The organism is Chryseobacterium mulctrae (assembly GCF_006175945.1).
In the GTDB taxonomy this organism is placed as follows: Bacteria; Bacteroidota; Bacteroidia; order Flavobacteriales; family Weeksellaceae; genus Chryseobacterium; species Chryseobacterium mulctrae.
Map to the genome: position 1 here is coordinate 1,325,520 of NZ_VAJL01000001.1, position 13,008 is coordinate 1,338,527.

General features: G+C 33.1%; 11 protein-coding genes. 9 read left to right on the forward strand and 2 right to left on the reverse strand.

All coding sequences use genetic code 11. The features are described 5' to 3' along the window. The first annotated feature begins 129 nt into the window (after positions 1–129). The 5 genes from FDY99_RS05885 (at position 130) to FDY99_RS05910 (ending at position 6,608) form a co-directional block, all read left to right on the forward strand. Positions 130–1,524, forward strand: a complete 1,395-nt coding sequence (locus FDY99_RS05885; RefSeq protein WP_139419918.1) for a peptide MFS transporter — start codon at positions 130–132, stop codon at positions 1,522–1,524. Between the two features lie 238 nt (positions 1,525–1,762). Next, the gene (locus tag FDY99_RS05895) at positions 1,763–3,241 is read left to right on the forward strand and encodes a peptide MFS transporter (RefSeq protein WP_139419920.1); all 1,479 of its coding nucleotides are present in this window, start codon (positions 1,763–1,765) and stop codon (positions 3,239–3,241) included. Positions 3,242–3,269: 28 nt separating this feature from the next. Beyond that, entirely contained in the window at positions 3,270–3,803 is a 534-nt protein-coding gene (locus FDY99_RS05900; RefSeq protein WP_139419922.1) for a thioredoxin family protein, read from the forward strand. Between the two features lie 129 nt (positions 3,804–3,932). Continuing rightward, positions 3,933–6,017 carry an ATP-dependent DNA helicase RecG gene (gene recG, locus FDY99_RS05905; RefSeq protein ID WP_139419924.1) on the forward strand — a complete coding sequence of 695 codons (2,085 nt, stop codon included), beginning with the start codon at positions 3,933–3,935 and terminating at the stop codon, positions 6,015–6,017. Positions 6,018–6,038: 21 nt separating this feature from the next. Continuing rightward, complete coding sequence (locus tag FDY99_RS05910; protein WP_139419926.1) at positions 6,039–6,608, forward strand: hypothetical protein; 570 nt, start codon at positions 6,039–6,041, stop codon at positions 6,606–6,608. 3 nt (positions 6,609–6,611) lie between these two features. Here FDY99_RS05910 and FDY99_RS05915 read toward each other — a convergent pair whose 3' ends face one another. Together FDY99_RS05915 and dapA are read right to left on the reverse strand one after the other, a co-directional pair. After that, positions 6,612–7,109 (reverse strand): GNAT family N-acetyltransferase, encoded by a 498-nt coding sequence (locus tag FDY99_RS05915; protein ID WP_139419928.1) that lies wholly within the window; start codon positions 7,107–7,109, stop codon positions 6,612–6,614. Positions 7,110–7,376: 267 nt separating this feature from the next. After that, a complete protein-coding gene (dapA, locus tag FDY99_RS05920) occupies positions 7,377–8,249 on the reverse strand; it encodes a 4-hydroxy-tetrahydrodipicolinate synthase (RefSeq protein ID WP_139419930.1) in 873 nt (290 codons plus the stop codon). Between the two features lie 106 nt (positions 8,250–8,355). Between dapA and FDY99_RS05925 the strand changes: the two genes are divergently transcribed. The 4 genes from FDY99_RS05925 to recO are packed head-to-tail and all read left to right on the forward strand — an operon-like array spanning position 8,356 to position 13,007. Then, positions 8,356–9,111 carry a 5'-nucleotidase C-terminal domain-containing protein gene (locus tag FDY99_RS05925; protein WP_139419932.1) on the forward strand — a complete coding sequence of 252 codons (756 nt, stop codon included), beginning with the start codon at positions 8,356–8,358 and terminating at the stop codon, positions 9,109–9,111. After that, positions 9,111–10,061: a bifunctional metallophosphatase/5'-nucleotidase gene (locus FDY99_RS05930; RefSeq protein ID WP_139419934.1), complete on the forward strand. Its 951-nt coding sequence runs from the start codon at positions 9,111–9,113 to the stop codon at positions 10,059–10,061. The genes FDY99_RS05925 and FDY99_RS05930 overlap by 1 nt, the downstream gene beginning before the upstream one ends. Before the next feature lies 1 nt (position 10,062). Beyond that, entirely contained in the window at positions 10,063–12,321 is a 2,259-nt protein-coding gene (gene porZ, locus FDY99_RS05935) for a type IX secretion system anionic LPS delivery protein PorZ (protein WP_139419936.1), read from the forward strand. Continuing rightward, the gene (recO, locus tag FDY99_RS05940; protein ID WP_139419938.1) at positions 12,321–13,007 is read left to right on the forward strand and encodes a DNA repair protein RecO; all 687 of its coding nucleotides are present in this window, start codon (positions 12,321–12,323) and stop codon (positions 13,005–13,007) included. The genes porZ and recO overlap by 1 nt, the downstream gene beginning before the upstream one ends. Position 13,008 lies beyond the last annotated feature (1 nt).

The window sequence follows — 13,008 nt, forward strand, 5'->3', positions numbered from 1 at the left end:
CCTGAAATTCGAAATAAATAGCCGTAGGTGATTCTGCGGCTTTTTTATTTTAAAAATAAAATTAAAACATTGCCAAAAACTCAAAAAAAACTATATTTGTGGGTCTTAACAGAAATTTAACAATCAAATATGGATACAGTACAGAAGAAAGGACATCCTAAAGGCTTGTACCTTTTGTTCTTCACCGAGATGTGGGAGCGTTTTTCTTATTACGGAATGCGTGCAATTTTGATCCTTTATTTAACTAAGAAATTAATTGAAGGAGGATTAGGAATGGACGAGCAGAATGCAACCTTATTATATGGTTATTTCACCGGTCTAGTTTATTTTACACCGCTTATCGGAGGTTGGCTTGCCGATAAATTTTTAGGAAAACGTTTAGCAATTACAATCGGTGGTATCACCATGATGATTGGGCAGTTTGTTTTATTCGGAATGAATTCTACAACTGGGCTTTACATTGGTTTGGCCTTACTGATCATCGGAAATGGTTTCTTTAAACCTAACATTTCGACTTTAGTAGGTGGTTTATATGCAGATGGTGACGACAGAAGAGATTCTGCATTCTCTATTTTCTACATGGGAATCAACTTAGGAGCTTTAATTGCACCTTTTATTATCGGATATTTTACAGATAACCTTTTTGCAACAACCAATGCAGACGGTTCTATTGCTTATGGATATAGATACGGTTTCCTTACAGCGGGAATCGGAATGTTTTTAGGTCAGGTTGTATTTAATATTTTTGCTCAAAAATATTTGGGAGATTTAGGTACAAAACCTGTAAAAACAACAGGAACTGAAGACAAAGCAACTACTGAAGGGCAATCTATCAACCCAGTAACAGGAAAACCTTTAACTAAACCTGAAGAAGGACAAAGAATTACAGTAATCTTTATTTTATTCTTATTTGCAGTATTCTTTTGGGCTGGTTTTGAACAGGCAGGATCGTCTCTATCTTTATATACAGATAAATTTATCAATAGAAATGTTTTCGGATTTGAAATTCCAACCTCGTGGTTTCAGTCGGTTAACCCTATTTTCATCGTAACATTAGCACCATTATTTGCAATATTCTGGAGTTCTAAATTAGGTAAAAAGCTTTCTACTCCTGTAAAAATGGGTGTTGGTATGATTATCTTAGGAGTTGGTTTCTGGTTTATGCTTGGAGCAGTTGCAGAAAGAAATTCAAACGGAGACATTGCTGACATAGCAAACAAAGCGGGAATTATGTGGTTGATTATGACTTATTTACTACATACAATTGGTGAACTTTGCCTTTCACCAGTAGGTTTATCTGTAGTAACTAAATTATCTCCACCTAAATTAGCTTCAATCTTGATGGCAGTTTGGATGTTGTCTTCTTCAATTGCGAACTTTATCGGAGGTTTCTTAGCTTCAATTGTAGAAACTTTAGGAGCAGGACAAGTATTCACTTACATTTCAGGATTTGTAATCGTATGTGGAGTATTGTTACTTTTACTAAGCAAATACATCAGCAAAATGATGCACGGCGTAAAATAAAAAGTATTTTCATCAAAATAATATTTAAACCTCTGATTTTTTCAGAGGTTTTTTTTACATTCGTATAATGGAAGTTTCTGAAGATTCTTTGTTTCAATCCATAAAGGAAATTATTAATCAATCGCGCGAAAAAGTTTTTCGTATTGCGAATTCTACTCTACTCGTAACTTATTGGCAAATCTGACAACTAATCGAAAGGAATAAAAAATGAAACTAAAATATAATTACATATAAAATTATGAACCAAACTTTAGAAGAAATACAAAATTTCAAAGGAAAATACCCAAAACAATTATGGACACTTTTTACCGTCGAGATGTGGGAAAGATTCTGTTTTTACGGAATGAGGGGTGTTCTTACGTTTTTCATGGTAGATCAGCTTTTATTAAAAGATGATGTAGCTAATCTTCAATACGGTGCAATCCAGGCTTTTGTATATGCTTTCACTTTCATAGGTGGTATTTTTGCCGATAAAATTTTAGGATTTAAAAAATCACTTTTTTTCGGCGGAATTGTCATGATTTTAGGTAATTTATTGATTGCTTTTTCTCCGAAAGATTTATTTTATTACGGAATTGCATTCTCCATTATCGGAACAGGATTCTTCAAACCCAATGTTTCATCAATGGTAGGAGAATTGTACGACGAAAAAGATCCGAGAAGAGACGCAGGATACGGAATGTTCTATGCAGGAATTAACATTGGCGGACTTTTAGGAGGTGCTCTTTGTATTTATTTAGGAAAATATCATTCTTGGACTTTATGCTTCCTTGCAGCAGCTGTAGTAATGGTTATCGGATTGCTTACTTTCCTCTTCACCAAGAAAAACTTAGGTCCAATAGGTAATTCTCCATTAATAAATATGGAACCGGGAAAAAGAAAAATAAGAGAAATTGGTGTTTATGCACTTTCTATTTTAAGTATTCCGCTGATTTTCATCATGGTGAAAAATACTCATTACACAGATTATTTCATGTATACCATCGGAGTTATTGCTGTAGGATATTTTATTTATGAATTAATCAGATTAAAAATTTCAGGCCTTCAGAAAAAATTAATTGCAGCATTTGCTTTTATATTTTTCTATTTCTTATTCAATGCGATTTATGAGCAAAGTGGTGGTTCTTTATCTCTGTTTGCCAAAGATAATTTAGATCACAATTTATTAGGGTTTAATATGGATCCCAATGTGGTTAACAACAGTTCAAATACTCTTTTTGTTATTATTTTAAGTCCAATCATTGGATTATTATGGCTTTGGTTGGCTAAGAAAAAATTAGAACCGAATACATTAATCAAGTTCGGAATCGGATTTTTATTCCTTTCTGCTTCATTTTATATATTTTATTACACCAAGTTTTTTGCTAATGTAGAGGGAATTACTTCACTTAATGTCTTTGCATTCGCTTATCTTATTACAACCATCGGGGAACTTTGTTTAGGCCCAATCGGAATGTCGATCATTACCAAATTATCCCCAAAAAGATTATTCGGAATGATGATGGGGCTTTGGTTTTTAGCAAGTGCATTTGGTCAGTTAGCAGCAGGAAAACTGGGTGCTGAAATTTCAAAATCAAATACAGGAAATGATTTAGTATCTAAGTTACAGTCTTATACAGACGGTTATTATCAGCTTGCTATTTATGCATTAATTGCCGGTGTGGTACTGATTTTGATATCACCATTCATTAAAAAGCTTATGCAGGAGGTAAAATAGAGTTTGCTTTTCATTTAAACATCAAATCATGAAAAAAATATCCACCCTACTTTTTCTTTTCATTATCAGCTTCAGTTTTGCGCAGGTAAAATGGATGACGATTGAAGAAGCATTAAATGCACAGAAAACACAACCTAAAAAAATCATCATCGATTTTTATGCAGATTGGTGTGGCCCGTGTAAAATCATGGATAAAAAAACCTATGGAAATCCCATAATTTATGAGTTTTTAAATGAAAATTATTACCCCGTAAAGTTTGATGCAGAAGACAAACGAACGATAGAGATCTTCGGCAGAAAATTTTCTAATGACAATACTTCTCACAAAAAAGGAAGAAATTCACTTCACGAATTCACACAATTCATGAATGTAAATGCAGTACCAAGTACAGTTTTTCTTGATGACAAAGGAAATCCCATAACTATGTTACAAGGAGAATTATCTGCAAAAGAATTAGAACCTTATCTTGATTTTATATCAAACAATCTATACAAAAAAGTAAAAACCAAGCAAGATTGGGAAGATTATCAGAAGAAATTCAGATCTAAAATAAAAGATTAATCGTTTTAAAACATATAATTAAGACTTCCATTTTTTGGAAGTCTTTTTTATTTTACCGAAATTCGAGCTTTTATTTTTTCATTCAAAACACGGATAAAAAACTCGAAACAGACATCTCAAAACACGTAAATGACTTTAGAAACTTCCATAGAATATGTAAAAGGAATTGGTCCTGAACGAGCCAAACTCATTAAAAATGTGTTGGGAATTTCTATTGTGGAAGATCTCCTCAATTTCTACCCGATCCGGTATTTAGATAAAAATAAAGTTTACAAAGTAAACGCACTTCAGGAAAGTAATCTTGAAATTCAGCTGAAAGGAAAAATTTCCAATGTGCAGGAAATTCTCACCGGAAAAGTAAAAAGACTGACCGCAAAATTCAACGACGACACCGGAAGTATGGATCTGGTTTGGTTTCAGTATTCGAAATGGCTGAAAGAACAACTTCCTGTCAACCGCGAAGTTTTTATTTTCGGAAAAATCAATGCTTTTAACAATCAGTTTTCGATGCCGCATCCGGAAATTGAACTGGATGAAAACAAAGAAAAAGACAACAGATTAAGACCCATTTATTCCAGTTCTGAAAAACTGACGAAAAGAGGTTTAAACCAAAAATTCTTTCAGGTGATTCTGAGAAATATCTGCAAAGAGATCCCTGATATTATTCAGGAAAATCTTCCGGAGTCTATAATGAGCTCGATGAAGTTTTTATCGAGGCAACAGACTTTTTTAAACATTCATTTTCCAAAAAATTTAGATTATTTTGAAAAGGCAAATCAGCGTTTAAAATTTGAAGAATCATTTTTCTTTCAGCTAGGATATGCTCTAAAAAAACTTCATCATAAAACACAATCTGTAGGAAATCCGTTTCCGATTGTTGGTGATCATTTCACAGGATTTTACGAAAAACATCTTCCTTTTGAACTTACAGGAGCTCAAAAAAGAGTTTTAAAGGAAATCAGAATGGATATGAAAAAGCCGATTCAGATGAACAGGCTTTTGCAAGGCGATGTAGGTTCAGGAAAAACAATGGTTGCTTTATTAACGATGCTGATTGCCTTAGACAATGGTTTTCAAAGTTGTTTGATGGCTCCCACAGAAATTCTTGCCCAACAACATTACAACGGAATTAAAGATCTATTAAAAGACACAGAAATTAAAGTCAGCCTTTTGACGGGTTCGGTAAAAGCTTCTGCAAGAAAGGTTATTCACCATGAATTAGAAAATGGTGAGCTTTCTATTTTGGTAGGAACTCATGCAGTTTTGGAAGATAAAGTGAAATTTAAAAACCTCGGATTGGCAATTATCGACGAGCAACATCGATTTGGAGTCGCTCAAAGAGCCAAACTGTGGGCTAAAAATAAAATTCCACCTCATATTTTGGTGATGACCGCAACTCCAATTCCGAGAACTTTGGCAATGAGCTTTTATTCGGATCTCGACGTTTCTGTGATTGATGAAATGCCTGTTGGAAGAAAAGCGATCATTACCGCTCATAGAAGAGAAAAAGACAGAACTTATGTTTATCATTTCTGTCATGAAGAAATACGAAAAGGCAGACAGATCTACTTTGTTTATCCATTGATTGAAGAATCTGAAACTTTAGATTATAAAAATCTGATGGAAGGTTTGGAGCATATTATGGACAACTTTTCGAATTATGAGGTAACGATGCTTCACGGGAAAATGAAACCCGATGAGAAAGATGCCGCAATGAATTATTTTGCATCAGGAAAGTCGCAAATTATGGTTGCAACAACCGTAATTGAAGTCGGTGTAAATGTTCCGAATGCTTCAGTTATGGTGATCGAAAGTGCTGAAAGATTTGGTCTTTCTCAGCTTCACCAACTTCGTGGAAGAGTTGGAAGAGGAGCCGAACAGAGTTACTGTATCTTGATGACCTCCGATAAAATGTCTGCCGAAAGCCGAACAAGGATCAGAACGATGACCGAAACCAATGATGGTTTTAAAATTTCTGAAGTCGATATGCAATTGCGCGGTCCCGGTGATATTTTGGGAACTCAGCAAAGCGGTGTTGTTGATTTTAAAAGACTCGATTTGGTCAACGATGCACCCATCATTAAAACCACAAAAAAAATGATCGACAAAATCTTAGAAACAGATCCACATTTATCAGGAACTGATCATCAGATCATTAAAAATTATTATATCCAAAATTATAAAGGGAAAAATAAGTGGAGTAAGATTTCTTAAAATTAAAATCCAAAAATTGTTATGAAGAAACAAATATTTTCAACCGCCCTTTTCTTTATTTTAATAATAAATATTCATGCTCAAAACAAAAATATTATTTCTGAAATTGAAAAAAATGTTTTGGATATAAATAATAATGAGAGTTTAACGATTTACAAAGTTCCTTCCGATAAAATTGCTAAGGTTAAGAAATATGGACAAGATGAAAATATTGATGTTTTCAAAAAGGGAAATCAGACAGTCAAAATCATAGATTATTCAAAAGATAACGGAGGCGGTTACGAACAAGTCATCATATATCTGCAAAATGAAAAACCAATATTCATTGAAACAGAAAGCAAAACAATTATAAAAGCAAGACCCGTAGATTTCAAAAAAATTGAAATCTTTGAGTCTGTAGAAAAATCAAAGATATTTGTAATAAATTGGGACAAAGATTTTTTTGATTATCAATTTTGGGATAAGAAGACCAATGTATACAAACAACCTGAAGAAGAACATAAAAATTTGATTCTTCCCTCCAAAAAAAATGATGTTATACGAATTTTAAAGTTGAGCCAATTTGCAACAAAAAATAATGTTGAAGAATAAGAATTACAGAACAAATTCCATTAAATAATCATCCATCACATATCCATTTCCAATATCAAAAACGCCTTCATCATATACTTTATAGCCTTGAGATTCGTAGAATTTCTTCGCTGAATTATGTTTATTGACATTCAGAATAATTCTGTTATCTCCACTTTCTAAAGTTTTTTCGTTTAAAAACTCAAGCGTTTTTTTACCTAGGCCTTTTCCTTTACTTTCAGGAACCAAATAAATTCGGTGAAGTTTGGTTGTATTTTCTTCGTAATGATTTTCAAAACCAATAAATCCGTCATATTCATTGGAGTTTTCATCAAAAACAAGATAATAATGATAATCCGGATCTTTAAGATGAGTTGAAATTTCAGATTGAGAATACATTGTGTTTAACATGTATTCCATCTGCTCAATAGAAAGAATTTCTGCATAGGCATTTTCCCAAGATCTTTTGGCTAAATCCTGAATTAAAAGGATATTTTCTTCTGTTGCTTTGATTAATTTCATAATTTATTTTTTACCGCAAAAGTCACAAAAGTCTTTTTTTAATATTTAAGATATAAAAATCTCTTTTAAAAGTTCACAAAAAAGAAAATTAAAGATTTTCAAAAACTTTTGAATGCTTTAATGTAATTCGTCTTATTCTTTTAAATAAAAACTTTTGTGACTTTTGTGGTTATAATTTTTAGATTAAAAAAGTGAAAAGCATTACACTTTTCACTTTAAATATTTATAGTTTAAGAATTCACAATTGACTTTTGACAATTCGCCTTCTTAAATTTTCGCCATTTCAGCTTTTATTTTCGCATAAAGTCCTTCTGAAGCAGGAACCAATGGAAGTCTCAAATAATTTTTGATTAATCCTTTTTCTGCTAAAACAACTTTAATTCCGCAAGGATTTCCTTCTGCAAAAATCAGTCTTGTGATCTCCACTAATTTATTGTGAATTCCATAAGCTTCATCTACTTTTTTATCAAAAGCCAGTTGAACCATTGTAGAAAATTCTTTCGGATAACCTTGCCCGATTACAGAAATTACACCATTTCCACCAGCTAAAGTTACAGGAAGTGTATATTCATCATCACCAGAAACCAAATTAAAACCTTCAGGTTTTTTTCTAAGAATATCAAAATACTGAAGAATATTTGGTGCCGCTTCTTTAATTAAGAATAAATTCGGGAATTCATTTGCCAAACGCAAAGTAGTTTCAGCTTCTACATTTTGTCCGGTTCTTGAAGGAACGTTATAAATGATAATATTTTTTCCTGTAGAAGCTAAAGCTTTATAATGCTGATAAAGCCCTTCCTGATTAGGTTTGTTATAATAAGGAGACACCGATAAAACTGCCGTAAAATCTGACAAATGAGTTTCTTCGATTTGCTGTTTGACTTCAAGAGTATTGTTTCCGCCAATTCCTAAAACCAAAGGAAGACGTTTATTATTCACCTTAATGATGTGCTCAACTACCTGTTTCTTCTCGTCTGAAGAAAGTGTAGCAGCTTCCGCTGTAGTTCCCAATACTACTAAATAGTTGGTTCCGTTTTCGATATTGTACTCAACAAGTTTTGTTAAACTTTCGAAATCTACGGATAAATCTTCATTAAAGGGTGTAACCAAAGCAACACCTACTCCTTTTAAAATGCTCATCTGTTCGAATTATTTTCCCCAAATTTAATAATTTCATACAAGAATTTACAATATTTAATCCTATTTTATTATACATATAATTATATTTGCATATACTAAAGATATTATGCAAAATAAATTCTTATTGCTAGGAATTGCCTTGTTATCACTTACAGCCTGTAAAACGACACCGTTGCAGGTTGCCAATGTGCAGACACAGAAGAACATTTCTATTAATAAAGAGCTGAAGGACGATGAAGGTTTTGCGAAATTTATCGAGCCTTACACTCTAAAACTCAACAAAGAGATGAACCAGAAGATCTCTTATACGCAAGTAAATCTCACAAAAGAAGGAGACAACAGCAATTTGGGAAACATTTTAGCTGACTACACTTTTGACGGAGCAGATGTTTGGACAAAAGCGAATCTCAATCAAAACGTAGATGCTGCCCTAATCAATATCGGTGGAATCCGTACTACGATTGGAAAAGGCGATATTCTTCTGAAAAATGTTTTCGAAGTAATGCCTTTTGAAAATGAAGTGATCATTGTAAAAATGAAAGGTTCAGATTTGCAGGGATTGTTTGATTACTACGCAAAAACTCAGGTAAATAATCCGGTTTCTCACTTATACATAGAAACCAATAACGGACAATTAACCAAAACTTTAATTAACGGAAAAGTGGTAAATCCAAATCAGGATTATTATATTGCAACGTCTGATTATCTGGCTTTGGGAGGTGATAATATGAAATTTTTCAGCAAAGGAGAATCGATTCCTACAGGAATTAAATTGAGAGATTTATTTATCGATTATTTTAAGAAAAATGCTGAGATCAATCCGAAAGAAGATATTCGCTTAAATTTTATTGGGAAGAAATAATGAATAGAAAGAGTTTTTTAAAAACAGTAGGTGGCGGAACTTTAGCAATGACTTTAGCTCCCAATTTGATGATGGCAGAAGAATTGAGTTTAAATTCTTTCAAATCTGCCCACAAATTAACGATTCTTCATACCAACGATCAACACAGCAGAATAGAACCTTTTGACGAAAGTTATACCAAAAATCCTAATCAGGGTGGTTTTGCGAGAAGAGCAAGTTTAATACAAAAAATAAGAAGCGAAGAAAGCAATCTTTTGTTGCTCGATTCCGGAGATATTTTTCAGGGAACACCTTATTTCAACTTTTTCGGTGGCGAACTGGAGTTTAAACTGATGTCGATGATGAAATATGATGCATCCACAATGGGAAATCATGATTTTGATAATGGTTTAGATGGCTTTCTGAAGGTTTTGCCTAATGCAGAGTTTCCTTTCATCTGTTCGAATTATGATTTTAAAAATACCATTCTCGACGGAAAAACTTCGCAGTATAAAATATTCAACAAAAACGGCATCAAAGTCGGAATTTTCGGAGTCGGAATTCAGTTAGATGGATTAGTTGGAAAAAAACAGTACGGAGAAACCATTTGGTCTGATCCTATTGACGTGGCGCAACATTATTCTAATTTTCTGAAAAATGAGAATAAATGCGACCTTGTTATTTGCCTTTCACACATCGGATATGACTACAAAGACGAACCCGAAAAAATAAGTGATAAAATTTTAGCCTCAAAAACAGAAAATATTGACTTAATTTTGGGAGGTCACACGCATACTTTTTTACCGGAACCTCAAACCTTTAAAAACAGACAAGGGAAAAACGTTTTGGTAAACCAAGTAGGTTGGGCAGGTCTTCTTTTAGGCAGAATAGATTTCTTTTTTGATTCAAACAAAAATATAAAACAGATTTCCTGGAATAATCAGGCAATCGACAGCAGTATAACAGTATAATATGAAAAAAATCTCATTACTTTCTTTTGGTATTTTCGCATCGTTGCAGTTTGTAAATGCGCAGAATATTTCTTCAAAAAAATGGGCAGACTTGTTCTCTTACAACAATGTTCTGGCGATGAAAGAAGATAACGGAAAAATCGTTGCTGCCACAGAAAACGGGATTTTTTATTATACAATTTCAACAGGAGAAATCACAAAACTATCTAAAGCCAATGGTCTTCATGATGTGAAAATTTCTGCTTTTGATTATAATCCACAAACAAAAATCGGTTTGGTAGGATATCAAAACGGAGCTTTAGATATTATTACTCCACAAGGTGTAATGTATGTTGTGGATATCCCAATTGCAACAGGATATAACGGAAGCAAAAAAATTAATCACATTTCGATTACCGGAGATCGGGCAACCGTTTCTGTAGGTTATGGAGTTTCTATTTTTGATTTAAAAAAGAAAGAATTTGCTGATTCTGCTTTCTTCATTAGCGGAGCAGGTATTTTTGAGGCAAGTAATGAAGCTACCATTCTTGGAAATAAAGTTTTTGCAGTAACCAATACTGGATTAAAAACCCATGAACTGAATACTACTTTCCCTGTTTTCACAACCTGGACAACAGAAATGACTGGAAATTTCACAGATATTGATTCAGAATCTGTTTTAGCTTTTTCATCTGCAACAACAACTTATATTTACAATAACGGAACATCAACTCCTCTTGCTCAAACTTTTGGAAGCATCAATGATGTAGTTGTTACGTCAAACAATATTATCATTACAGATGGGAGCAGAATTTACACTTATAACACGAATGGAAATTTCGGTGGAAGTACAAGTGTAGGAGAAGCTTGTAATACCGCAACAACCATCGGCTCTAAAGTATATGGAGGAACTAAAGTATCCGGAGTTAAATCTGATGATAATGTAGCATACAAACCAGATGGACCATATTTTAATGATTCTTATAAAATAAGATTATTTAATGATAATCAGCTTTTAGTTTCTACAGGAATTAGAGCAAACGGATATAATGATGCTCAGTTTAATCCGAAAAATCCAGGATTTTATTATTTTACCGGAACGGAATGGGTCTACTCATCTTATTTTGTAGGAAGTACAACAGAATTTAATGTTGTAGATGCATTTCCAGATCCTGTCAATACAAATGAAGTCTTTTTTACCAATTATTATTCTCCTACAGGATATGGTATTTATAAAATGAAATACAATTCTGGCTCAAAGGACTTCGAATTTTCTAAAAGATACTTAGTTGGTGCAGATAGTCAATATATTAACCGTCCAGTTGGTTTTACTTCTGATGATCAGAATAATATTTTTGCAACCATTGCTTTTACTGGCTTAGCAACTAAATCCTCTCTTGCATTATATGACAGAGCTACTGACGATTTTATTATAAAAGATTTAAATGTAAGTACAGGTATTCAATATCCTGTTTTTAGTAATGATTTACTGTGGATTCCTATACCAAGAACAGTTAATTTTTTAGTCTACGACACAAAAAAAACAGCAAGCCTTTCTGATGATACACAGTATTATTTAGATCAATCAAACAATATTCCTGCGAATACAGTTTCTTTTACGATGGATAAATCTGGAGATGCTTGGGTTGGAACTGAGCTGGGTTTAAGAATACTTCCTAATGCAGCAGCTGAGATTAAAAACGATCCACAATTTGAATCTATTGTCATCGAACAAGGCGGACTTGCCGAAGAACTTTTCAGAGATGCTACGATTTTACATATCGAAGTAGATGGCGGAAACCAAAAATGGGTATCTGTAGAAGACGGAGGTGTTTATTATTTATCTGCAAACGGAGAAAAAACTATAAAATTTTTCAATAAAGATAATTCTCCACTTCCAACGAATACCGTTACCGATATTAAAGTTGATAAAAAAACAGGCAAAGTTTATTTTGTGACTTTTGACGGAATTGTTACTTACCAAGGTGATGTTGCAGATGTGACTAAAGACTTTGGAAATGTTTTGGTTTATCCGAACCCTGTGGTTTATTCTCAGTTTAAAGGTAATGTAACTATTAAAGGCTTGGCCGAAAAAACAAACATCAGAATTACTGATGCAGCCGGAAATCTTGTACACTCTGCAATCGCAAGAACAGGATATTACGAATGGAATCTTAATAACCAGAAAGGAAAAAGAGTGGCTTCGGGAATTTATTTTGTTTTGATGACCAACGAAGACGGCTCAGATAAAGCTACAGCAAAAATAGCAGTAGTTAATTAATGACTTCACAAGACGGATTCTTACTTTCATACATAAAATATGGAGAAAACGATGCAGTTCTCCATTGTTTCACCGAAGAAGATGGTTTTCAAACCTATTTTCTAAAAGGAATTTACAGTAAAAAAAATAAGAAAAAAGCATTTTTACTTCCTTTAAATAAGCTTAATTTTTCTGTTAATGCAGGGAAAAGCAGCGGAATTCAAACCGTTTCAAAATTTGAACTCATAGAAGTAAATGATGTTTACACAGACATCAAAGCCAATACGGTTATATTTTTTATTGCCGATTTTTTGAATCAGATTTTAAGAAATGAAAATCAAAATCAGATCATCTTTCACACGATTGATGAATTTATCTTTGAGCTCAATCGGCAAAATTATCGTTCTCACCTTATTCTTTTGGTCAAAATTTTAAAAATCCAGGGTGTTTCCCCACTTTTAGGAGATGGAAATTATTTGGATCCCGAAACAGGAACTTTTTCAAACCTTGGAAGCCATCACCTATTCGATAGTGAAAATTCTCTTTTATGGAAATTAATTTTATCCTCTCAAGATCCTTATCAAATAAAAATTCCGCAAGCTATGAGAAAAACCTTTTTAGACAGCGTGCTGGTTTATTATCATTACCATATTACCGATTTTAAAACGCCCAATTCACTCGAAATCATTCAGCAGATTTTCGAATAAA